Annotated in this window: 19 protein-coding genes and 1 pseudogene; 7 read left to right on the top strand and 13 right to left on the bottom strand. The window is 68.4% G+C overall.

The window, feature by feature from the left end; translation table 11 throughout:
* The gene (locus C1A30_RS34300; RefSeq protein WP_101952609.1) at positions 1 to 567 is read right to left on the bottom strand and encodes a TIGR00730 family Rossman fold protein; all 567 of its coding nucleotides are present in this window, start codon (positions 565 to 567) and stop codon (positions 1 to 3) included.
* 28 nt (positions 568 to 595) lie between these two features.
* On the opposite strand from C1A30_RS34300, the gene C1A30_RS34295 reads away from it, so the two are divergent.
* Both C1A30_RS34295 and C1A30_RS34290 read left to right on the top strand, forming a co-directional pair.
* A complete protein-coding gene (locus C1A30_RS34295; protein ID WP_101952608.1) occupies positions 596 to 2668 on the top strand; it encodes an ATP-binding protein in 2073 nt (690 codons plus the stop codon).
* Between the two features lie 30 nt (positions 2669 to 2698).
* Positions 2699 to 3376, top strand: a complete 678-nt coding sequence (locus C1A30_RS34290; protein WP_101952607.1) for an ESX-1 secretion-associated protein — start codon at positions 2699 to 2701, stop codon at positions 3374 to 3376.
* 682 nt (positions 3377 to 4058) lie between these two features.
* Here the strand turns inward: C1A30_RS34290 and C1A30_RS34280 are convergent.
* From C1A30_RS34280 to dapE, 3 genes and pseudogenes are all read right to left on the bottom strand, one after another.
* Positions 4059 to 5195, bottom strand: a pseudogene (locus C1A30_RS34280) (hypothetical protein); the annotation flags it as partial.
* Positions 5196 to 5234: 39 nt separating this feature from the next.
* The gene (locus tag C1A30_RS34275; protein WP_101952606.1) at positions 5235 to 6845 is read right to left on the bottom strand and encodes an ABC-F family ATP-binding cassette domain-containing protein; all 1611 of its coding nucleotides are present in this window, start codon (positions 6843 to 6845) and stop codon (positions 5235 to 5237) included.
* An 80-nt stretch (positions 6846 to 6925) separates the two neighbouring features.
* Positions 6926 to 7993, bottom strand: coding sequence for a succinyl-diaminopimelate desuccinylase (gene dapE, locus C1A30_RS34270; RefSeq protein WP_101952605.1), 1068 nt, complete (start codon positions 7991 to 7993; stop codon positions 6926 to 6928).
* Positions 7994 to 8027: 34 nt separating this feature from the next.
* On the opposite strand from dapE, the gene dapD reads away from it, so the two are divergent.
* Positions 8028 to 8972: a 2,3,4,5-tetrahydropyridine-2,6-dicarboxylate N-succinyltransferase gene (gene dapD, locus C1A30_RS34265; protein ID WP_101952604.1), complete on the top strand. Its 945-nt coding sequence runs from the start codon at positions 8028 to 8030 to the stop codon at positions 8970 to 8972.
* An 82-nt stretch (positions 8973 to 9054) separates the two neighbouring features.
* On the opposite strand, the gene C1A30_RS34260 is transcribed toward dapD, so the two are convergent.
* The gene (locus C1A30_RS34260) at positions 9055 to 10242 is read right to left on the bottom strand and encodes an ROK family transcriptional regulator (protein WP_101952603.1); all 1188 of its coding nucleotides are present in this window, start codon (positions 10240 to 10242) and stop codon (positions 9055 to 9057) included.
* Between the two features lie 52 nt (positions 10243 to 10294).
* Here C1A30_RS34260 and C1A30_RS34255 point away from each other — a divergent pair, with 52 nt between their 5' ends.
* A complete protein-coding gene (locus C1A30_RS34255; RefSeq protein ID WP_101952602.1) occupies positions 10295 to 11473 on the top strand; it encodes an MFS transporter in 1179 nt (392 codons plus the stop codon).
* Here the strand turns inward: C1A30_RS34255 and C1A30_RS34250 are convergent.
* The 3 genes from C1A30_RS34250 to C1A30_RS34240 are packed head-to-tail and all read right to left on the bottom strand — an operon-like array spanning position 11470 to position 13786.
* Positions 11470 to 12042: a M15 family metallopeptidase gene (locus tag C1A30_RS34250; protein ID WP_101952601.1), complete on the bottom strand. Its 573-nt coding sequence runs from the start codon at positions 12040 to 12042 to the stop codon at positions 11470 to 11472. The genes C1A30_RS34255 and C1A30_RS34250 overlap by 4 nt on opposite strands.
* Positions 12042 to 12392 carry a VOC family protein gene (locus tag C1A30_RS34245; protein WP_101952600.1) on the bottom strand — a complete coding sequence of 117 codons (351 nt, stop codon included), beginning with the start codon at positions 12390 to 12392 and terminating at the stop codon, positions 12042 to 12044. Before C1A30_RS34245 ends, C1A30_RS34250 begins: the two co-directional genes overlap by 1 nt.
* Positions 12389 to 13786: an acyl-CoA synthetase gene (locus C1A30_RS34240; protein ID WP_101952599.1), complete on the bottom strand. Its 1398-nt coding sequence runs from the start codon at positions 13784 to 13786 to the stop codon at positions 12389 to 12391. Before C1A30_RS34240 ends, C1A30_RS34245 begins: the two co-directional genes overlap by 4 nt.
* Before the next feature lie 17 nt (positions 13787 to 13803).
* Between C1A30_RS34240 and C1A30_RS34235 the strand changes: the two genes are divergently transcribed.
* Positions 13804 to 14364, top strand: a complete 561-nt coding sequence (locus C1A30_RS34235) for an NUDIX domain-containing protein (protein ID WP_369974199.1) — start codon at positions 13804 to 13806, stop codon at positions 14362 to 14364.
* A gap of 119 nt (positions 14365 to 14483) precedes the next feature.
* Here the strand turns inward: C1A30_RS34235 and C1A30_RS34230 are convergent, their stop codons facing one another.
* Positions 14484 to 15800: an MFS transporter gene (locus C1A30_RS34230; RefSeq protein ID WP_101952597.1), complete on the bottom strand. Its 1317-nt coding sequence runs from the start codon at positions 15798 to 15800 to the stop codon at positions 14484 to 14486.
* Positions 15801 to 16028: 228 nt separating this feature from the next.
* Here C1A30_RS34230 and C1A30_RS34225 point away from each other — a divergent pair, with 228 nt between their 5' ends.
* Positions 16029 to 16424: a nuclear transport factor 2 family protein gene (locus C1A30_RS34225; RefSeq protein ID WP_101952596.1), complete on the top strand. Its 396-nt coding sequence runs from the start codon at positions 16029 to 16031 to the stop codon at positions 16422 to 16424.
* On the opposite strand, the gene C1A30_RS34220 is transcribed toward C1A30_RS34225, so the two are convergent.
* Positions 16421 to 17386 (bottom strand): proline dehydrogenase family protein, encoded by a 966-nt coding sequence (locus tag C1A30_RS34220; RefSeq protein ID WP_101953098.1) that lies wholly within the window; start codon positions 17384 to 17386, stop codon positions 16421 to 16423. The two genes, C1A30_RS34225 and C1A30_RS34220, sit on opposite strands and share 4 nt — an antisense overlap.
* Positions 17386 to 19017, bottom strand: coding sequence for an L-glutamate gamma-semialdehyde dehydrogenase (gene pruA, locus C1A30_RS34215; protein ID WP_101952595.1), 1632 nt, complete (start codon positions 19015 to 19017; stop codon positions 17386 to 17388). Before pruA ends, C1A30_RS34220 begins: the two co-directional genes overlap by 1 nt.
* A 94-nt stretch (positions 19018 to 19111) precedes the next feature.
* Between pruA and C1A30_RS34210 the strand changes: the two genes are divergently transcribed.
* On the top strand, positions 19112 to 20689 hold the full coding sequence (locus C1A30_RS34210; protein WP_101952594.1) for a CdaR family transcriptional regulator: 1578 nt from the start codon (positions 19112 to 19114) through the stop codon (positions 20687 to 20689).
* Positions 20690 to 21208: 519 nt separating this feature from the next.
* Here C1A30_RS34210 and dapC read toward each other — a convergent pair.
* Both dapC and fdxA read right to left on the bottom strand, forming a co-directional pair.
* Positions 21209 to 22285 (bottom strand): succinyldiaminopimelate transaminase, encoded by a 1077-nt coding sequence (gene dapC, locus C1A30_RS34205; protein WP_101952593.1) that lies wholly within the window; start codon positions 22283 to 22285, stop codon positions 21209 to 21211.
* Between the two features lie 38 nt (positions 22286 to 22323).
* Entirely contained in the window at positions 22324 to 22650 is a 327-nt protein-coding gene (fdxA, locus tag C1A30_RS34200; protein ID WP_101952592.1) for a ferredoxin, read from the bottom strand.
* Positions 22651 to 22905 lie beyond the last annotated feature (255 nt).

Raw genomic sequence — 22905 nt, 5'->3', positions numbered from 1 at the left:
TCATGGTCCCGATGCCGGTGCGCAAACCGCCATCGCCGCGTCCACGTCACTGACCACGACCAACCGGTCCAGCGCACGTTCGGTGACATAACCGCTGTCGACCAACCCGTGCAGCCAGGCCAGTAGGCCGTCGTAGTGCCCGATCGGGTCGAGCATGACCACCGGCTTGTCGTGCATACCCAAATAGCCCGCTGTCCAGGCTTCGAAGAACTCCTCGAGGGTGCCGATGCCGCCGGGCAACGCGATGAACGCGTCGGCGCGGTCCTCCATGATCTGCTTGCGCTCACGCATCGTGTCGGTGACGACGAGTTCGTCGGCGTCGGTATCGGCCACCTCCCGGTGCACCAACGCCTTGGGGATGACGCCGACGGTTCGGCCGCCACGCGCCCTGGCCGCGGTGGCGAGCGCCCCCATCGCCGACACGTTGCCGCCGCCGGACACCAGCGTCCAACCGCGCGCGGCGATCGCTTCGCCGACGTCGACGGCCAGGGACAACAGCTCCGGATGTGTTGGGCCGGACGCGCAGTACACGCAGACCGCCCATTCCGCTTTGGGTTCTGGGGACACACGCACAAGGTAGCGATAGTCTCCGGCGGTGCCAGTTGAGTGGGTAACCGCGCCGCCCGAACCGGCACTGGAGTTGGTCGAAGCGGGGCTGCGCGAACAGGCGGGCACAGTGCTCATCGGGTCCGCGGGCGTGGGCAAGACGTGGTTGGCGCGCACGGCGGCCGACCGGTTGGCCGCACGGTTCGACCGTGTCGACTGGGTCTACGGGACGGCGGACGCGGTCCCGTTCTTTGCCTTCGATCACCTGGTCGAGGTGCCCGACACCGGTAAGACGGCCGAGGTGCTGAGCGCCGCGCGGGAGTCGCTGAGCGACGGCAGGCTGCTGATCGTCGACGACGCGCATCTGCTCGACAAACTGTCGGCCGCACTGGTTTATCAACTGGCGGTCAGCGGTGCGGTGCAGCTGGTGGTCACCGTCGACCCGAATACCGTTGTGCCGGATGAGATCTCAGCACTGTGGCGGGACGACCTGCTGGCCAGGGTGGACGTCGACCCGGCCGGCCACGACGACAGCAGGCAAGCCGCACTTGTCGGGGAGTTCGTCGCGGCGCTGCCCGAACCGGCTCGCCGGGTGTTGGAGTATCTGGCGGCCGCCGATCCGTTGTCGCGTGCCGACGTCTCCGCGCTGGTGGGCGACATCAGCGATGCCGAGGCCGCGGGCGCCGTCGTCGTCGACGGGGATCTCGTCCGCCCCGGGCACCCGATGTTCGTCGACGCGGTGCGCGACGCGCTGGGTGGGCCCGAATTGCGGCGGCTGCGGACGGAGTTGGTGACTCGGCTGGCCCCGCCGGTCGGGGTGGTGGCGCGACTGCGGTTCGCGGTGCTGGCGCTCGACAGCGACAGCCCGCAACCGGCGGCCGATCTGGCGGCAGCGGCCGAGGACGCGCTGCGGCTGGGTGATCTGGAGTTCGCCGAGCGGTTGGCCCGCGCCGCGGTCGAGCGGTCTGCGGAGCTCTCCACCCGGCTGACGCTGGCCTACGCACTGGCCTGGCAGGGCCGCGGCCGGGAGGCCGACGACGTGCTCGGCGCCGTGGATCCCGCGACGCTGTCGGAGACCGAGCTGATGGCGTGGGCGCTGCCCCGGGCGGCGAATCAGTTCTGGATGCTCTCCGAGCCGGAGCGCGCGACCGCGTTCCTGCGGACGACGCGGGGGCGGGTGTCGACGCCTGCCGCGCAGACCACGCTGAATGCGCTGTCGGCGACGTTCGCGATGAATGCGGGCAACCCCAACCGCGCCAAGCAGATCGCCGACGAGGTGTTGTCCTCGCCGGATGCCGACGACACCGCGGTCGGGTGGGCGGCGGCCGCGGCGGCGCTGAGTTCGGCGCGGATGGGCCGGTTCGCTGAGGTGGACGCGCTGGCCGAGCGCGCGATCGCGGCGGGACATCCCGGGCTGTTGCGGTTCACCAGCGGCTTCGGTCAGACGACGGCGCTGGTGATGGCGGGCGAATTGGACCGCGCGCAGACGCTGGCGCAGCGACTCACGGACTTCGCGCAGCTGCAGCAGCCCGGGCGCGCGATCGGCGAGGTGCTGGTGGCCGATGTGTTGATCGCCAAGGGTGAGCTCGAGACGGCGGTCTCACTGCTGCGCGGCGCCGCGGCGACCCTCGCGCCGACCGGATATTCGTGGGGTCCGTTGGCGTGGATGTTGTTGGCGCACGCGCTTGGCCAACTGGGTGAGACGGCCGAGGCGGGAAAAGTCTTGTCGCGGGCCGAGTCTCGGCACGGGCTGAAGTCGATGCTGTTCGCGCCGGAGCTTGCGTTGGCGCGCGCGTGGACCCAGTGGGCGCGGCACGACCAGCACGGCGCGGTCGCCGCAGCCCGCGACGCCGCGAAGGCCGCCGAGCGAGGTGGTCAGACCGCGGTGGCGCTGCGCGCGCTGCTCGACGCGACCCGGTTCGGCGACCTCCGTGCGGTCGACGGCATCGCGCGGCTCACCGGCGAAGTCGACTGTGTGCTGGGTCAGTTGGCTCTTGCCCACGCGCGGGCGCTGGTGACCAAGGACGCGGATGCACTCGACGCGGTGTCGACGCGGTACGACGCGATCGGGATGAAGCGCGCCGCCGCCGCAGCGGCCGCGCAGGCCGATTCGGCGCGATGAGGTGCCCTGCGCCGGCCATACAATAACGGCATGAGTGACCCGTTGTACGTACAGCCCGACGGGGTGCGGTCGTACTCGCAGATCCACGACGACGTGGCGACGGGGCTGTCGCAATTGATGGGGGCGGCGGCACCCGAAGCCGCCGGTGTGCAGAACAGCCACGGCGTTATCGCGTCGTCGGTCAGCAGCGCGCTGAACCAGGTGCTCGGCGGCCGCCAGGGCACGTTGCAGGCGACATCGTCCTCGGCGCAGACCATTTCGGAACTGCTGGCCAAGGCCGCGCAGATGTACGAGCACGGCGACCAGAAGGGCGCGGCGACGCTGCGGGCCGCGGCCGAGGCCATGCAACGGGCGCAAGGCGCTTCGAGCGCAAGCGGGTCCCCCGCATCGTCGGCAGGCGCATCGGGCGGTGGCGCCGAGATGATGGGCCAGATGGTCAGTCAAGTCGGTCAGCAGGTCGGCCAGATCGCTCAGTCGGTCGCCCAGCCGCTGCAAGGTATCGGCCAAGGGCTGCAACAGGTTCCGCAACAAGTCATGCAGGGCGCGCAGCAGATCGCCCAGCAGGTGTCACAGGCGGCGTCGGCGGCCGGTGAGAAAGCGGCCGAAGATCAGGCTGCCGCGGGCGACACCGCGCGGGCAGGCAGGGCGCCCACCGAGACTCCTGCCGAACGCGCGGAAGCCGAACAGAGCCAACCCAATTCGGGCTGAGCGCTCAGAGCCTGCGGCGCAGATCCTCGTCGCCGTGCTCCGGCGGCTTCACTGGGGCGTGGCCCTGCTTGCTGTCTTCCGCCGGTCCCGCAGTTGCGCGGTCGTTGGTCTCCAGGCGGTGCAACGGTTCCCGCTGGGGTTCATGCGTTTGCGGCGCCGGTGCGGCGGGGTGGTCGCGCACAGGTGGCGGCGCGGCGGCTGTTGCGCCCGCCGGACTCGGCGCCGCGGCAGGCGGCGGCGCGGCTGCGGGCCCACCGGCGGTCTGGCCTCCCCCGCCGCCCTGCGCGGCCTGCATCGCCTGCTGCATCAGCGAGCCGAACATGCCCGTCTGCCCGCCGATCGCCTGCGCGGGCGCACCGGCCATCTGTCCCATCTGGCCGGCCTGCTGCCCCAACTGTCCGAGCATGCCGACCACCTGGCCGACCGACTGCGAACCGGCGTCATCCGAGTTCTGGTAGGCCGCCTGCGCGACGCCCAGCTTGCCTGCGAACATGCCCTCCTTGGCCTGCAGCGTCGCAACGTTCGCCGCCAGTGGCGCGGCCAGCGTCGGCAGCACAGCTGAGATGGTGGCGCTCAACGCGTCCTGTCCGGCGGGCAGCATCGGGATCTCCGGCAGCTCGACGGAAGCCGGATTCCAGCTCAGGCCCTCGGGTTTGCGCAGCGGGTCGGTCATGAAACGTCCCCAATCGTCATCGACGTCCTCCTCGGCAAGGTCGTACTCGAGCGGCGCGGGCACCGCCAGGCTCGCTCCGGTGCCGCCGCTTTCACCGCGGTGGCCCATCATCGGCGCCATACCGCCCATGCCGCCCATGCCGCCGCCCGCGGCGACCGGCGCGACCCCACCCGACGCACTGCTTCCTGCCGCGGCCCCCTCGGCAGGTGCGGTGCTCACCGATTTGGTGCCGACCAGGTTGGCCATCTGCGGCGTCTGCAGCGGACTGCCGCCCGCGCCCGGCAGCGACGCCGACCGCACCATCCCGGAGCCCCCACCCGCACCCGAGCCGCCCGCCAGCGGGTGGTTGGAGAACGAGGAGAACGGCAGGCCACCGGCGCCGAGGGAATCCGCCGTGCCGCCCTTGCCGAACATCGAGGTCAGCTGTTGCAGCGGTTGCGACAACTGCTGCAACTGTTGACCCATCTGCTGCGGCACGGCCATCACCGCCTGGCCGAGCTGCATGGGTAGCTGTGCGGCCATCGACCCCATCTGGCTCATCATCTGCATCGCCTGCTGAGGGGCCTGGGCGGCCTGCTTCCCCGCCTCCTCGCTGGTGTCCTTCGCCTCCTTGCCGCCGGGCACCGACGGCGCGACCCCGGGAAACGGGATGCTGGGCGGCACTCCGAGGGTGTTGGCGAGTTCGGTCGTGTGGGCCGTCACGTTGGCGATGTTCTGCGACAGCCCCATCTTGATGCGGCTCTGCACCAATTCCTGGGCATTGCTGAACGGCATCGCCGACAGCGCCTCACACTCGTGCTGCACCTCCTGGGCGATCGTGTTCGCCAGCATCTTCGCCTTGACGACGGTGGCCTCCATGGCGCGCAGCTTGCCGGCGATCGCCGCGGCGTGCGCCGCATTGGCCTCGTGGCCACCGATGATGGTGGTGGCCTCGCCGGTGGCGGCCAGCGCTCCGGCGCCCTCCCACACGTCGGCCAGCTTCATCAGCTGACCCTGTTGCTGTGGCACGACCTGCCCGGTGATCTTGGTGGCCAGAGCCTCGTAGGTGGCCGCCGTGGCCGCCAGCATCTCCTCGTCGACGTTCGGCCAGCCGGGACCCGTCACCGTCTGCGACCCGTAGGGGCTGCTGTCGGGCTCGATTGCCATGACGTCGAATTTACCGTGCTGGGGGTAGCTGCCGGTCCGCTAAATCGACTCCAACCGACCGTCCCGCAGCTGTAGCCAACGCTGGATGCCGATCTGCGCGAGGAACCGCTCGTCATGACTGACGACGACGAACGCACCCCGATAGGCGTTGAGCGCCGACTCGAGCTGCGTAACGCTGACCAAGTCCAGGTTGTTGGTGGGCTCGTCGAGCAACAGCAATTGCGGAGCGGGCTCGGCGTAGAGCAGGCAGACCAGTGTGGCGCGCAGCCGCTCACCGCCTGACAGCGCCGCCACCGGAAGGTGAATCCGGTTGCCGCTGAACAGGAATTGGGCCAGCAGATGCATCCTGCGGGTGTGGGTCAGGCTCGGCGCGTACGCAGCGAGACTTTCGGCCACGGTCCACTGTTCGTCGAGCAGATCCAGCCGCTGCGACAGGTAGGCGACGCGGCCGTCGACCCGTTGCACCACACCGGCATCCGGGTGCACATCTGCGCCGACGACGCGCAGCAGCGTCGACTTGCCCGCGCCGTTGCGCCCCGTCAGCGCGATGCGTTCAGGGCCACGGATGTCCAGGTCGACGCCGTTGCCGGCGAACAACTTTCGTCCGCCACGGCTGACCTGTATGCCTTCGCCGTGAAAGACGGTGCGCCCCACGGGGACGTCGGTGTCGGGCAGGTCGAGCACGAGCACGTCGTCGTCGCGAAGCGCCTGCTCGGCCTCGTCCACCTGAGCACGCGCCTGGCTCACCCGCTTGGCGTGCACATCGTCGGACTTACCGGCCGACTCCTGGGCGTCGCGTTTCAACTTGCCTGCGACGATCTTCGGCAGGCCGGCATTCTTCAGGTTGCGCACCGCTGTGCTGGACCGCCGCGCGGCCCGCTCGCGTGCCTCCTGGCGCTGCCGCTTCTCGCGCTTCAACTGCTGCTCGGCGTTGCGCAGGTTGGCTTCTGCGGTCTGCTGCCTGTCCTGCACGGCCTGTTGGTACATGCTGAAATTGCCGCCGTAGAACAGCATTTCGCCGTGATAGAGCTCGGCGATGCGGTCCATCCTATCCAGCAGCACGCGGTCGTGGCTGACAAGCAGCAGACATCCCGGATAGTCATCGAGCGCGGCGTAGAGCCGCCGCCGCGCGGCGAGGTCCAGGTTGTTGGTCGGCTCGTCGAGCAGCAGCACGTCGGGTCGCTTGGTTAACTGTGCCGCCAATCCCAACGACACAACTTCGCCGCCCGACAGCGACCCCAGCCGTCGGTCGAAATCGATGTGCCCCAACCCCAGCCGGTCCAACTGCGCGCGGGTGCGCTCCTCGACGTCCCAGTCGTCGCCGATCGCGGCGAAGACCTCCTCGCTCGCGTCGCCCGCGGCCAACGCCGAGAGCGCCGCGAGAACCGGTGCCACACCGAGCAGGTCGGCGACGCTGCGGTCGGCCACGAACGGCAGTGTCTGCGGTAGATACCCGACTGTGCCGTCGACGACGACAGTGCCTGCGGTGGGCCGGTATTCGCCCGCGATCAACTTGAGCAGGGTGCTCTTCCCTGCGCCGTTGGGCGCCACCAAACCGGTGTGGCCGTCGTCGACGGTGAACGACAGGTCGGTGAACAGCGGCGTGTCGTCAGGCCAGGAAAAGGACAGGTTCGAACAGGTGATGGACATGTGAGGATCTCTCGCGACGATGCACGGACGGACGGCCGATGGCAGTCGCTAACTCACATGACCCAAGCGTACGAACCCGGTCAAGCGGATAAATATCGGCGCAGCATGTCCGCGGAAGCGGTGATCGCGGCGACGTCGACGCGCTCGTCGGTGCGGTGCGCGAGGTTCGGGTCGCCGGGACCGTAGTTGACGGCCGGAATGCCCAGCGCCGCAAAGCGCGCGACGTCGGTCCACCCGTACTTCGCGCGCACCTGCCCGCCTGCCGCGTCGACGAGGGCGGCGGCCGCAGGCTTGGTCAGGCCCGGCAGCGCACCTGGCGCGGCGTCGGTGACTTCGATCTGCACATCCAAGCCGTCGAGTACCTCGCGGACGTGCTGCAACGCCTGCTCGACGCTGCGATCGGGCGCGAACCGGAAGTTCACGGTGACCGACGCCGCGTCGGGGATGACGTTGCCCGCGATCCCGCCGTCGATGCGCACCGCCGACAGTCCCTCGCGGTAGACGCATCCGTCGATGTCGACGCTGCGGGCCTGATAGTCCTTCAACCTGGCCAGCACGTCGCCGAGCTTGTGAACGGCGTTGTCGCCCAACCAGGATCGCGCCGAGTGCGCGCGGGTGCCGGTAGCGCTGACGACGACGCGCAGCGTGCCCTGGCAGCCCGCCTCGATGTAGCCGCCCGACGGCTCGCCGAGAATCGCGACGTCGGCGTGCAGCCAGTCGGGCAGTTCGCGCTCGATGCGGCCCAACCCGTTGGCGGCCGCCTCGATCTCCTCGCAGTCGTACATCACCAGCGTCAGGTCGTGCGCCGGGTCGGTGACCGTCGCGGCGAGGTGCAGGAACACCGCGTCGCCGGCCTTCATGTCGGAGGTGCCGCAGCCGTAGAGTTCGCCGTTCTCGAGTCGGCTGGGCAGGTTGTCGGCGATCGGCACGGTATCGGTGTGGCCTGCGAGCAACACCCGCGACGGCAGGCCCCGGTTCGTGCGGGCCAGTACCGCGTTGCCGTTGCGCAGCACTTCGAAGTCGGTGGTCTGCTCGCGCAGCGCGGCCTCGATCTCGTCGGCGATGCGTTGCTCATCCCGCGACTCGCTGGGAATGTCCACCAGCGCCGCGGTCAGTGCGACGGGGTCGCCGCGTAAATCCAGGCCCACACCGCTCGAGGTTAGTCGAGTAGCCTTTGGCGACGTGACTTCTGCTTCTGGCGTCGGCGTGGCGACCATCGCCGCCGACGGATCCGTCCTCGACACCTGGTTCCCGGCGCCCGAACTGGGCGCAGATGGTCCGACCGGCACCACGCGACTGTCCGTCGCCGAGGTGCCCGCCGACTTGGCCGAGCTGACCGGCCGAGACGAGGACCGCGACGTCGAAACGGTGGCGGTGCGCACCACGATCGCGTCGCTGGACGACAAGGCCACCGACGCCTACGACGCCTACCTGCGGCTTCACCTGCTGTCGCATCGGCTGGTGGCTCCGCACGGGCTCAACGCCGACGGCTTCTTCGGCGTGCTGACCAACGTGGTGTGGACCAACTACGGGCCCTGCGCGGTGGAGGGCTTCGAGCGGGTGCGGGGCCGGCTTCGCCGCCGCGGACCGGTGACCGTCTACGGCATCGACAAGTTCCCGCGGATGGTCGACTACGTGGTGCCGTCCGGAGTGCGGGTGGCCGACGCCGACCGGGTGCGGTTGGGTGCACACCTGGCCTCCGGCACCACCGTCATGCACGAGGGCTTCGTGAACTACAACGCGGGCACGCTGGGCACTTCGATGGTCGAGGGCCGCATCTCGGCGGGTGTCGTCGTCGACGACGGCTCCGACGTGGGCGGTGGTGCCTCGATCATGGGCACGCTGTCCGGTGGCGGCACGCACGTGATCTCCGTCGGCAAGCGCTGTCTGCTCGGCGCCAACGCCGGACTTGGCATCTCGCTCGGCGACGACTGCGTCGTCGAGGCGGGTCTGTACGTGACCGCGGGGACCAAGGTGCAGACCGCCGACGGCCAGACCGTCAAGGCGCGCGAGTTGTCGGGCGCCAACAATCTGTTGTTCCGCCGCAATTCGCTCACCGGCGCGGTCGAGGTGGTCAAACGCGACGGCACGGGCATCACGCTGAACGAGGCGCTGCACGCCAATTAGTTCCCCGCGAGCGACCGCGTCTGCACAGCGACACGCCGATGATGGCGTGCATTTTGGGGTCGCTCGCGCCAGACAACGGCGGTCAAACCCGCAGCCGGCCAACCCAATCGGCCAGTCCCGCAGCACTGGTGACGTGGTCGAGGGCCAGCACAACGGCACCGTGCAGCGGCCCCTCTTCGCCGTGTTGGGCGTCGCACACCGGCGGCGGCGAACCTTTTCGGAAGGCCATCAGGCCATCGCGGTACGCGGCGTCGAAAACGTGCGGTGCGGCCGACCTGATCACGGCGGCGACCCCGCCCAACGTCACCACCTCGGGATCGTGCAGGTTCACCAGACCGCCGACACCGCGCCCCAGCGACGCGGCGACGGCATCGAAGGCCTGCCGGGTCGCGGCGTCGCGGCGTCCGATCAACTCGTGCACATAGCCGACCGGGTCGTCGGGCGGTCGATCGCCACGATGCCTGGCCAGTGCGCGGCCATCCACGGTGAGGTCCCAGCATCCGCGCGCACCACACGGGCAAACCAGCGCAGGGTCGCCGAACGGAACGTGGCCGTACTCCCCCGCCGCGCCGTGCGCCCCGGTGAGCGTCTCACCGTTGACCACCAACGTACCGCCGATCCCTTGCGCCACAATCAAATACAGCGCGGTCGTGGCGTCCCTGGCGGCGCCGGTACGCGCCTCGGCCAACCCGGCCAGCGTCGCATCGTTGCCAAGCAGCAGAGGAATGTCCGCACGCTTCGGGATCTTCGACGTCAACACCGAAAGGTCGACGTCGCTCCAGCCCCTCGAGGTGAACTGCACGAGCCGCGAGTCGCTGACGGTGCCCGCCACTGATACCGCAATCGCCCTGAGCCGCTTGGACTTTCGTCGGTAGACGGCACCGATGGCGTCGGCAAGCTGAGCAAGGACCGGCCCCAATTCGGCGCCGCGATACCCGGCCTGCGTCACCGGTTGCGGTAAGCCGTCGATGCCGGCCAGCGCAAGACGCCAGTCGGTGACCCGCAGATCGGCCGCCAACACCAGCGGGCCCTGCGGGTGCGGACCGAGCACGGTGGTCGGGCGTCCACGCCCCTGTGCCGGCGCGGGCGTTTCGTCGAGCAGACGCGCCTGCCGCACGCGGGCGACCAGTTCGGTGGCTCCGCCGCTGCCGATGCCCAACCGCTGGGCGGCGGCGGCGCGGGTGATGCCGGGCTCGGACCGCACTGCGTCGATCAGTTGGGCGGCGCCCAACCAGCGCACATGCGCGGCCTGTCGTGGGTCCTGTGCCATCGCGGGTAGTATCTCATTTGAATATGCTCGATTGCCGAGTATATTCGTGGCAATGTCGGTCACCGTCCAACGCACCCCCGGTGAAGGGCTGCGGGACAGCGTGCCGGGACTGCTGTCGCTGGCGCTTGCCGCGTTTCTCGCTGTCACGACCGAGGTTTCGTTGGTGGGACTGCTGCCCGCGGTCGGCGCGACCTTCGGTGTGTCCAATTCGGTCACCGGCCTGTTGGTCGGCCTGTACGCGGTGATGGTCGCCACCCTTTCCGTGCCGCTGACCATCGCGACTGCCCGGTTCGGACGCAAGCCGCTGCTGCTGGCGACCGTGCTCGGGTACGCGGTGAGCAACCTGCTGGTCGCCGTCGCGCCGGTATTCGCGGTCGTCGCCGCGGGGCGGGCCATCGGCGGGGTGACGCACGCGCTGTTCTTCTCGTTGATGATCGGTTACGCACCGCGTTTGGTGTCGCGGGCCCATGTGGGGCGGGCGCTGGCCCTCGCCGGCGGTGGTTCTTCCGCGGGTATGGTGCTCGGCGTTCCGGTGACGACGTCGTTGGGCACCGCGGTGGGATGGCGAGCGTCGTACGCGCTGCTGGCCGTGCTGTCGGTCGCGACGCTGGTGCTCGTCGCCCGGGTGCTGCCGCGGGTGAATTCCGAACCGGTGTCGGATCGTTCGATGACCGCGGGCCGCAAAGCGCTCACCGCCGTCTCGGCGTCCAACCTGTTTTCCTTTCTCGGGCAGTTCACGGTGTACACGTACGTCAGCGTGCTGCTGCTCAACAGCGGCGTCAGCCCGACGTTCGTCGGCCCGATCCTGTTGGTATGTGGCGCATGCGGTTTGCTCTCGCTGTGGTGGGTCGGCAGGCACCTCGACCGAAGCCCGCGTACCGCCGCGGTGGCTGTACTCGGCACGGTGGTCGTCGCCGTGCTCGCGCTCGGTGGCACGTGGCCTGCGATGGTGGCCGTCGTCGCCGCGACGGCCGTCTGGAACGGGGCCTTCGGCGGCCTGCCGTCGATCTATCAGGCGTGCGCCGTGCGCACCCATGCGGTGTCACCTGAACTGGCGGGCGCGTGGGTGAACGCGACCGCCAACGCGGGCATCGCAGGCGGCGCGGCGATCGGCGCCGGTCTGCTTCAGACCGCGGGCCTGTCGTCGCTGCCGTGGGTGGGCGGTTCGCTCATCGGCATCGGCCTGCTCGTGGTCGTGCTGTCGCCCAAGGCGTTTCCCGCGACGGCCTAGCCCGCCGCGTTGGGCCGCAGTGGCGGGCAGTTGCCCTGCGCATCGAGCGCCAACTCGAAATGCCAGATCTCGTTGGCATAGATCTGGCACAACCCGAACTGCGCGCCGTTGCGGATCAGCCACTTGTCCGCCTCGACCGGCGCGATGTCGACAGCCTGTCCGACAACATGTTTCGACACATCCGGCGACGCCACGAATTGCCGCGCCACGTCGACGCTGCCGTAGGTGTGGACGGCGTCGTCGAACAGCTTCTGCTGGAACCCTTTTGACCGCCAACCGGAGTTGATCCTGAGGTCGACGCCCTGCGCTTTGGCAGCGTCGGCGGCCTTCTGGACGGCGGCGAGCAACGTCGGATCCAGGTTGGTCACCGCGGGGTTCGACGTGTCGTAGGGGCTCAGCGTCTGACCGTCGGGAATCCATCCGCCGTAGGTGTCGGTGGCGGCCGGGCCGATGGTCAGCGGCGCCGGAGGCAACGGCGGTTCGGTGGTGGACACCGGTTGAATCGGGGTCGTCGTCGCGCACCCACCGATCAGCGAAGCGGCCAGGAGGGCCAGGGACACGGTGCGCATCAATCGTGCGCCGCGAGGATGCAGAACTCGTTGCCCTCCGGGTCGGCCAGCACCACCCAGGACTGCTCGCCCTGACCGATGTCGACATGCCGTGCGCCCAAGCCGATTACACGGTCGACCTCGGCCTGCTGGTCGTCGGGCCGGAAGTCGAGGTGAATCCGGTTCTTCACCACTTTGTCGTCAGGCACGTCGATGAACAACCAGTTCGGTCCCGTGCCCGGCGGAGCCTCGAGCACCACGTCGCCGTCGTCGTCGCGGTAGTGCCGCCACCCGAGGACCTGCGACCACCAGGCGCCGAGCGCAGCTGCGTCGTGGGCGTCGATGCAGATCTCGTCGAACCTCAGGGTCATCCGGTCAACTCCTTCTTCAGCACCTTGCCCATCGCGTTACGCGGCAGACTGTCCACCAACCGCACCTCGCGCGGCCGCTTGTGCACCGAAAGCTGTTGTGCGACATAATCGATCAACGCCTGTGGGTCCGCGTCGCCCACGACGAATGCGACGATCCGCTGACCGAGATCGTCGTCGGGCACACCGACCACCGCCACCTCGGCGACGCCGGGATGACCCAGCAATACGGTCTCGATCTCCCCTGCCCCGACCCGGAAGCCGCCGGTCTTGATCAAGTCGACGGACTCGCGCCCGACAATGCGATGCATGCCCGCCTCGTCGATCACCGCGACGTCACCGGTGCGGTACCAGTCGGCGTCGTACGCCTCGGCGGTGGCCTCCGGCTTGTTGAGGTAGCCGTCGAACATCGTGGGGCTCTGAATCTGCAGGCGCCCGATGGTTTTTCCGTCGTGCGGGACCGCCTCGCCGTGCTCGTCGACGAGTCGCGTCTGCACACCGGTCAACGGCAGCCCCACCGAACCGGGTCTGCGCTCACCGTCGATGCGGGTGGACAGCGTGATCAGTGACTCGGTGGCCCCATAGCGTTCGACTGGCCGGTGTCCGGTCAATTCGGCCAACTTGTCGAAGACGGGCACCGGCAGTGGCGCGCTGCCCGACACCAGCAGTCGCGCGGAGGACAACGCACGCGCCGCTGACTCGTCGGCGACGATGCGCGTCCACACCGTCGGCACCCCGAAGTACATCGAGCCACCGGCCTGCGCGTAGGCCTCCGGCGTCGGTCTTCCGGTGTGCAGGAAGCGGTTTCCGATCCGCAGCGAGCCGATCAGTCCCAGCACCAGGCCGTGTACGTGATACATCGGCAGCCCGTGCACCAGGGTGTCGTCGGCGGTCCACTGCCAGGCCTCGGCGAGCATGTCGATGTCGGCGGCGACCGCGCGCCTGCTCAGCACCACACCCTTGGGCGGGCCCGTGGTGCCCGACGTGTAGATGATCAGCGCCGTCGTATCCGGGTGCGGTTCGGGATAGCGATGCCACGACCGGGCGTGCAGTCGCACCGGGATATGGGCCAGCCCGTCGGCCTCGGCGGGTTTCTCCCCCAGCCACACCTGCGCGCCGGAGTCGGCCAGCATGTGGCTGCGCTCGGCGGCGCCGACGTCCGCCGGTACGGGCACGACGGGCACGCCTGCGATCAGGCATCCCGCGACCGCCAGCACTGTGGTGGCGCTGGGTGTGGCCAGCACGGCCACGCGGTCGGCGTCGGCGACCCGCTCGGCCACCGACGTGGCAGCGCCTACCAGATCGCTGCGGCTCAGTGTGGCGCCGTCGACGCGAACCGCGTCGGCGATGTCGGCGCCGCCTGCGACGGCGGCTGGGTTCAGCGAGGCCAAGAGCACGAGGTGAGGTTACCCATATGGGGCTCGGCGATACTGGGCGCGTGAACCAGATCCAGCGGGTGGGCTCGCGTGAGGTGTATCGGAACAATTGGCTGACTTTGCGAGAAGACGACATCCGGCGTCCGGACGGCAGCCCCGGCATTTACTCGGTGGTCGACAAGCCGACGTGTGCGCTGGTGATTCCGCGTGACGGCGACCGGTTTCACCTGGTCGAGCAGTTCCGTTATCCGCTGGGCAGGCGGCGCTGGGAATTTCCGCAGGGCGCCGCGCCGGGCCAGGTGGAACTCGAACCCAGCGAGCTTGCGAACCGTGAGCTGAGCGAGGAGACCGGGTTGCGAGCGGCGTCGATGGAACTGCTGGGCACACTCGACGTGGCGCCGGGGATGAGCAGCCAGCGGTGCGCGGTATTTCTCGCGACGGGCATCACCGAAGGTGAGCATGACCGCGAGCACGAGGAGCAGGACATGCGCAACGAATGGTTCACCCGCGGTCAGCTCGAACGGATGATGCGCGACGGCGAAATCACCGATTCACAGTCCGTCGCGGCGTGGGCTTTGCTGCTGCTGGCCGGTCGTTGACTCTGCGGCTGTGGCGCAATAATCCGGGAGCAGGGCGCCGCGAGCGCAGAGTCAACGCAGTGCGCGTCGGCGAGATTCGCGATCAGGCGGCAGTCTCGGCGCTCGGTGACGACGCTCCGTCACGACGCCGGCCGAGGTTTGGCTCCCAGCCAGACCACCACCGTCGCCGCGGCCAGCGACAGAACGCCGACCACCCACATCGCCAGCTTGGCGTCGCCGGTCAAATCGGTCAGCCATCCGGTCACGTACGGTCCGCTGAATCCGCTGAGGTTGCCGAGCGAGTTGATCAAAGCGATGCCACCGGCCGCGGCCACTCCAGTGAGGAAAGTCGAAGGGAGCGCCCAGAACACCGGTAGGGCGCACATGACCGAGCAGGTGGACAGCGTGATGGCGACCATCGCCAGGTAGGGATCGGTCATGTAGAGGGCGGCCGGTATGGCCACGCCCCCGACGATGGCGGGGATCGCGACGTGCCACACCCGTTCACCGGTCCGGTCGGCGTGGCGCGCCCACGGCACCATCACGATGGCGGCGGCGACGTAGGGAATCGATGTCACGAGGCCGCGCTGGATGACGTCGAGGTGGGTGCCGTACTCCTGCTGGAAGCCGGCGACGATCGTCGGGAGGAAGAACCCGACCGCGTAGAGGCCGTAGGTGATCCCGAAGTAGACGAACCCCAGCGCAAGGATCCTCGGATGGCTGAGGGCCTTCTTGAGCGGCCAGTGCTGGCCGCTCGCCGCGATCGACCGCTCGACATCCAAAGTCATTTCCAGCCACTGTTTTTCATCGCCGGCGAGCCAGCCGGCCTGACCCGGTCGATCGGTGAGGTAGAACCAGCAGACAACCGCGAGCAGGATCGCGGGCAACCCCTCGACGAGGAACATGAAGCGCCAACCCGCGAGGCCGAAAACTCCGTGACCCCATTCGATCACCAAGGACGACAAGGTCGATCCGATGGCGGTGGACACCGGAACGGCCACCATGAACAACGAGACCGCCCTGGAGCGCCGCTTCTCGGGGAACCAGAACGTGAGGTACAGGATGATGCCCGGGAAGAAACCGGCTTCTGCCACACCGAGCAGGAATCGCAGCACGATAAGGGTTTCCGCGTTGGGCACGAACGCGATCGCCGTGCTGATGATGCCCCAGGTCAACATGATGCGTGCCAGCCACCGGCGACCGCCGAACTTGTTGAGTGCGATGTTGCTCGGGACCTCCAGCAGCACATAGCCGACGAAGAAGATGCCCGACGCGAAGCCGAACATCGTGGCGCTCATGCCGAGTTCCTCGTTCATGCCATTCGGGCCCGCGAAGCCGATGTTGACCCGGTCGAGGTAGTTGATGAAGTAGAGAAGCACCAGGAAGGGGATGAGACGACGCGTGACCTTCGTCATCGTCTTCTTGCCGACGGCTGAATCGGGCAGGTATGTCGTCATCGCTTGTCATTGTGATGAGTTCTGCCGGCGCGCGAGGTCTATCCGGACATCAACCCGATTTTTGAACCGCACAACGGTCTACACCGTTGAACAAACAAGAGGTCCGAGGAGGTGACACGATGACCGCAATGTTCGGGATGATGGCAATGATGCCAGTCCTGTTCGCCAGTGCCGGCTACGTCCTCGTGTCATCCCGCAGCACCTCCGAATACAAAGGATGCAAGCCCGATGAATGATGCGGACACCATCCGCCAACTCATCCTCCGCTGGGCGGACGCCGTGCACACCGGTGATATCGAAGCCGTTCTGGCCGATCGTGATCCGGACATCGTCATGTTCGACGTGCCGCCTCCGTACGACGGCCTTCGCGGCATCGCCGCCTACCGAGACTCCTGGCCGGACTTCTTCGAGTGGCAACGCCAGGGCGCCGTCTTCGAAATCACCGAGCTGGAGGTGACGGCAGGCGATGACGTGGCGTTCGCGTACGCGTTAGCCCGCTGCGGTAAGCCGGAGGACTTCGAGCAGAACCCCGACAATCGTCTGCGGATGACGTTCGGTCTGCGCAAGCGCGACGGCCGCTGGGTCGTCACGCACGAGCACGGATCGTTCCCGCTGACCGGCTAGTGTCTGCGCTCCGCGAGCGCGCGCAAGAAGAACGTCAGATTCGCCGGACGCTCGGCCAGCCGTCGGACGAAGTAGCCGTACCACTGCGTGCCGAACGGGACGTAGACGCGGACGTGGTTACCCGCGTCGGCCAACCGCCGTTGCTCAGCATCGCGGATGCCGTAGAGCATCTGGTATTCGAAATCGTCGACGCTGCGGCCGTTCTCCCGGGCCAGCGCGGGCACCGCCTCGATGATCTGCGGGTCGTGCGAGGCCACCATCGGGTAGCCTGACCCGGCCATCAACACCGCCAGGCACCGCAGGTAGGAGTCTGTGACGTCGTCGCCGGAGCGGTACGCCACCGACGCCGGTTCGTCATAGGCGCCCTTGCACAACCGGATCCGCGCGCCTGAACCCGCGAACTCGCGGCAGTCGGCTTCGGTCCGCTTCAGGTAGGCCTGCAACACCGTTCCCAGCCAACTGAATTCGGTGCGCAGATCGCGCACGATCGACAGCGTCGAATCGGTGGTGGTGTGGTCTTCGGCGTCGACCGTCACCCACGCCCCGACCCGCTGGGCCCGCTCGCAGATCGTGTGCGCATTCTCCAGCGCGATCTTCTCGCCGTCGCGCGGCAGCGACTGACCCAGCGCGGACAGCTTCAGCGACACCTCGAGCGGTCGTACCTGGTCGCGCGGTTCCTCTCGGCCGCCGAGCGCGTCGAGCAACTCGAGGTAGGCGGCGACGGTCGTGTTCGCGGTGTCGACGTCGGTGACGTCCTCGCCGAGGTAGTCGATGCTGACCAGACGGTGCGAATCACGAAGCTCGGCAACGGAGTTCATCGCATCGGCGACCGTCTCGCCGGGAACGAAGCGGTGCACCACGTCCCTGGTGACCGGCAGCCGCTCGGCGGTCCTGCGCAGCCCCTCCCGCCTGCTGGCGGCCAGGATCGCCGGACGCGCAACCCGGTGGAACAACTCGGTCATCATTCCGACTCCATGTGCGGGTAATTGTGATCGGTGGGCGGCACAAAGGTTTCCTTGATCGACCGAGCCGACGTCCAGCGCAGCAGGTTCAGCGCCGAACCCGCCTTGTCGTTGGTGCCCGACGCCCGCGACCCGCCGAACGGCTGCTGCCCGACGACGGCTCCCGTCGGCTTGTCGTTGACGTAGAAGTTGCCCGCCGCATGCCGTAGCCGTTTCTCGGCGGCCAGCACCGCGGATCGGTCGTCGGCGATCACCGCACCGGTCAACGCGTACTTCGCACCGGTGTCGACGACGCCGAGTATCCGGTCGTACTCGTCGTCGGCGTACACGTGCACCGACAGGATGGGGCCGAAGTATTCGGTGCAGAACGACTCGTCGGTCGGGTCGTCGGACAACAGCACTGTCGGGCGCACGAAATAGCCTTCGCTGTCGTCGTATTCACCACCGACGGCGATGGTCACGTTAGCCGCACTCTTTGCCCGTTCGATGGCCTTGACGTTCTTCGCGAACGCCCGCTCGTCGATGACCGCCCCGCCGTAATTGGTCAGGTCGGTGACGTCGCCATAGCGCAATGCCTCGGTGGCCGACAGGAAGTCGTCGCCCATCTGCTGCCACACCGAGCGCGGAATGAACGCGCGCGACGCCGCCGAGCACTTCTGGCCCTGGTAGTCGAACGCACCGCGAATCAGCGCGGTGCGCAACACATCCGGGCGCGCCGACGCATGTGCGACCACGAAATCCTTGCCGCCGGTCTCGCCGACGAGCCGTGGATAGGTGTGGTAGCGGTCGATGTTCGCGCCGACGGTCCGCCACAGGTGCTGGAACGTCGCCGTCGAGCCGGTGAAATGGATGCCCGCCAGTCGCGGATCGGCAAGGGCCACATCGGAAACCGCGATCCCGTCACCCGCGAGCAGGTTGATCACCCCCGGCGGCAGACCCGCGGCCTCCAGCAGTTGCATGGTCAGGTAGGCGGCGAACATCTGCGTCGGCGAGGGTTTCCATACCACGGTGTTGCCCATCAGCGCGGGCGCGGTCGGCAGGTTGCCCGCGATCGCGGTGAAGTTGAACGGCGTGATCGCGTAGACGAAGCCTTCCAGCGGCCGGTAGTCGGTGCGGTTCCACACCCCGCGGCTGCTGATCGGCTGCTGCGCCAGGATCTGCCGCGCGAACGCGACGTTGAATCGCCAGAAGTCGACGAGCTCACACGGCGAGTCGATCTCGGCTTGGTAGGCAGTCTTGGACTGCCCGAGCATGGTGGCGGCAGCGATCTTCTCCCGCCACGGTCCAGCCATCAGGTCGGCGGCGCGCAGGAACACCGCGGCGCGCTCGTCGAACGGGGTGGCCTCCCAGTCGGCCTTGGCGGCCATCGCCGCCTCGATCGCCGCCGACGCGTCGGCGTGCTGGGCGTTGGTGAAGGTGCCCAACCGCGCGCTGTGCCGGTGCGGCTGGACGACGTCGACACGGTCGCCCGCACCCATCCGGTGTGCGCCGCCGATGACGTGCGGCAGGTCGATCGGGTCGGCGGCAAGGGTGCGGAGCTGTTCGGTGAGCCGGGTGCGTTCACCCGAACCTGGTGCGTAATCGTGGACCGGCTCGTTGGCCGGCAGGGGCACGTCGGTGATGGCGTCCATGAGAGCAAGGATCCCCGGAATGCGACGCGCAACACATGGCCGAATCGACAACAGGATATGCCGTTTATAGTCGAATCGGACAAAGGAGTGCGCCATGGTCGAGCAGGCCGCCGGGCTGGGCCTCGGGCAGCTGCTGCTCGCGCTGGACCGCACGATGGTCTCGCTGGTCGAGGCGCCCCGCGGCCTGGACATGCCGGTGAACTCGGTGGCTCTGGTGGACGCCGACGACGTGCGACTCGGCCTGGCGGTCGGAGCAGGCTCAGCGGATCTGTTCTTCCTCCTCGGCGTCTCGGACGCCGAGGCGGTGCGGTGGATCGGCCAGCAGCCGGGAGTGCCCGCCGCCATCTTCGTCAAGGAACCGTCGGCGGCCGCGATCAAGCGGGCCGTCGCGCTCGGCATCGCGGTCGTGGCCGTCGAACCGCGGGCCCGGTGGGAGCTGCTCTACAAACTGGTCAACCACGCCTTCGAGCACCACGGCGACCGCGGCGATCCGCTCTACGACTCCGGCACCGATCTGTTCGGCCTTGCCCAGTCGATCGCCGATCGGACCCGCGGGATGATCAGCATCGAGGACGCCGACTCCCACATGCTGGCCTATTCGGCGTCCAGCGACGAAGCCGACGAACTGCGCCGGCTGACGATCCTCGGCCGCGCGGGCCCGCCCGAACATCTGGAATGGATTGGGCAGTGGGGCATTTTCGACGCGCTGCGCGCCAGCGGCGATGTGGTCCGGGTCGCCGAGCGGCCGGAGTTGGGGCTGCGACCGCGCCTCGCGGTCGGCATTCATCTGCCGCCGACGGATTCGCGGCGACGGCCGGATTACGCCGGAACCATTTGGCTGCAACAGGGTTCGGCACCGTTGGCCGACGACGTCGAGGACATTCTGCGCGGTGGCGCGGTGCTGGCCGCGCGCATCATGTCACGGCTGGCGGCGACGCCGTCGACACATACGTTGCGGGTGCAGGAGTTACTCGGGCTGGTCGGCGAGGATCCTGACATCGGGGCGATCGCCCGCGAACTCGGCATCACGGCCGACGGTCGCGCGGCCCTGATCGGCTTCGTCGGCGTGGAGAATTCCGTTCCGGCGGACGTGATCGCGTTGAGTGCCAGCGCTTTTCGCGCCGACGCCCAGATCGCGTCGACCGGCGAGCGAGTGTATGTGCTGCTGCCCAAGACCGGCGGCGCGTCGTCGGTGGCGTCGTGGGTGCGCGGCGTCGTCGCGGCATTGCGGCGCGAACTCGGGCTGACGCTGCGCGCGGTGATCGCCGCACCGCTCGCCGGACTGGCTGCGGCGGCTTCGGCCCGCGCCGAGGTGGATCGGGTGTTCGACAGCGCCGCGCGGCATCCCGGCGCCATCGGTCAGGTCAGTTCGCTCGACGAGGCGCGTACCACGGTGCTGCTCGACGAGATCGTCTCGCAGGTGGCGGGCCAGCCGCGGCTGGTGGATCCGCGGGTGCGTCGACTGCGCGACGACGAACCGATGCTGGCCGAGACGCTGCAGGCGTACCTCGACGGGTTCGGCGACATCGCCGCGGTCGCCCAGCGGTTGCATGTGCATCCGAATACCGTGCGTTATCGCGTGCGTCGGATCGAGAAGCTGCTGTCGACCTCGTTGGACGACCCCGACGACCGCTTGGTGCTGGCGCTGAGCTTGCGTGCGACGGAGGCCTAGTCGCCGAACCTTCCAGCGGTCGCGGCCCCGACAACGAGGTGCAAAGCTGACGGCATGCCGGAGGAGTTGAGAAGCAAGCCGTTGGTGCCCGATGACTTCGTCGTTCCCACCGAGCTTCGCGCCACCCGCTTCAGGCTCGAGCCGCTTGGCCCTGAGCACAACACCCGAGACCACGCGGCGTGGATGTCGAGCATCGCGCACGTGCAGACCACACCGGGCTTCGAGAACCGCGGCTGGCCGCCCGACGAAGGATTCTCAGCGGAGCAGAACCTCGGTGATCTGGTGCAGCATGCCGACGAGTTCGAGCGGCGCGTTGCCTTCGCCTACTCGGTGCTCGCGCCCGACTCGGATGACGTCATCGGCTGTGTCTACATCGACCCGGGCGACCGGGATGGCACCGCCGCAGTTCGATCCTGGGTTCGTGCCGATGTGGCCGAGCTCGACGCTGATTCGCCGAACGTGAGCTTATGCACGAAATTTTCGCAAGTTGTCGAGCACAAGCTCACGTTCGCGCCGGGGCTAAGACGTCAACCGCACTACCGCCGCGTCGATCCGCTCGTCGGACGCCGTCAACGCGACCCGGACATGCTGCGCTCCCCGCGGACCGTAGAACTCGCCGGGCGCCACCAGGATCCCGCGCTGCGCCAGCCACGCGAGGGTGTCGCGGCAGGGTTCGCCGCGGGTGCCCCAGATGTACAGCCCAGCCTCGGAGTTGTCGACGGTCAGGCCGGCCGCCTGCAACGCGGGCAGCAGCACGGCGCGGCGCCGCTCGTAGCGCCGACGCTGCTCGACTTCGTGCGGATCGTCGTCGAGTGCGGCCACCATGGCCGCCTGGATCGGCGTCGGCACCATCATGCCCGCGTGTTTGCGCACCGCCAGCAGTTCGCCGACCACGGCGGGGTCGCCGGCGACGAAACCCGCGCGGTAGCCCGCCAACGACGAGGTCTTCGACAAGGAGTGCACGGCCAGCAACCCGGTGTGGTCGCCGTCGCAGACGTCGGGATGCAGCACCGAATACGGCTGCGCGTCCCACCCGAGCCCCAGATAGCACTCGTCGGAGGCCACCAACGCGCCACGCTCGCGGGCCCACCCCACGACCTTGCGGAGGTGGTCGACGCCAAGCACCTTGCCGGTCGGGTTGCTCGGCGAGTTGAGATAGACCAGCGCGGGCCTCTGCGGACCGAGTTGCGTCAGCGAATCAGCCCGCAGCACCTGGGCGCCGGCCAGCAGCGCGCCGACTTCGTATGTGGGATAAGCCAATTCAGGTACGACGACGACGTCGTCGGAGCCGAGGCCGAGCAGCGTCGGCAGCCATGCGATCAGTTCCTTGGTCCCGATGACCGGAAGCACGGCATCGTCAGCCAACCCGGTGATGCCATACCTGCGCCGCAGGGCCGCCACCGCAGACGCCCGCAACGCGGGGGTGCCCGCGGTCGTCGGGTAACCCGGAGCAGAACTGGCCGCGGCGAGGGCGTCGCGGATCAGCGGTGCCACCGGATCGACCGGTGTGCCCACCGACAGGTCGACGATGCCGTCGGGGTGCGACTTCGCGAGCGCGGTGACGTCCGCCAGGGTGTCCCAGGGGAATTCCGGCAGAAACGCCGAGACGCGCTTACGAAGCTCCGCGCGAGCCGTTAGGAGTCCTCACCTTGTGGCGGCAGGCTTTTCACCGGCTCGGGATCGTTCTCGGTCAGCCCCACCTTCGAGGCCCCGCCCGGCGATCCGAGTTCGCTGAAGAAGTCGGCGTTGATCTGGGTGTATCCACTCCACTGATCGGGCACGTCATCTTCGTAGTAGATGGCCTCGACCGGGCAGACCGGCTCGCATGCGCCGCAGTCGACGCACTCGTCCGGGTGGATGTACAGCATGCGTGCGCCCTCGTAGATGCAATCGACAGGGCACTCCTCGATACATGCCTTGTCTTTGATGTCGACGCAGGGTTCGGCAATCGTGTACGTCACTGAGGTCTCCTCGATCTCCTGTCAGTGGGGCTGCCGTGCTTTGGTCGGGCCCGCCGAAAAGTCGTTGCCAAGTATCCGTTGCCGAAACTTGGACGCGCGTGTCAGTGTGCCCTAACTTCCGCGTCGCCCGGGTTAAGGGTTCCGCGTGGTTACTGATACTAGACGTTGCACATACAGCACGCCTAGGGACACACCTCGGTTCCCGTGCACCGGAGGCCACGTGACGGCGCGGCACGTGCCCTGATCGCAGTGATC

Origin of the sequence: Mycobacterium sp. 3519A (genome assembly GCF_900240945.1) — a bacterium.
GTDB lineage: Bacteria > Actinomycetota > Actinomycetes > Mycobacteriales > Mycobacteriaceae > Mycobacterium.
Note: the sequence above shows the minus strand (reverse complement) of the source record. Positions and strands in the feature narration are given on the sequence as shown.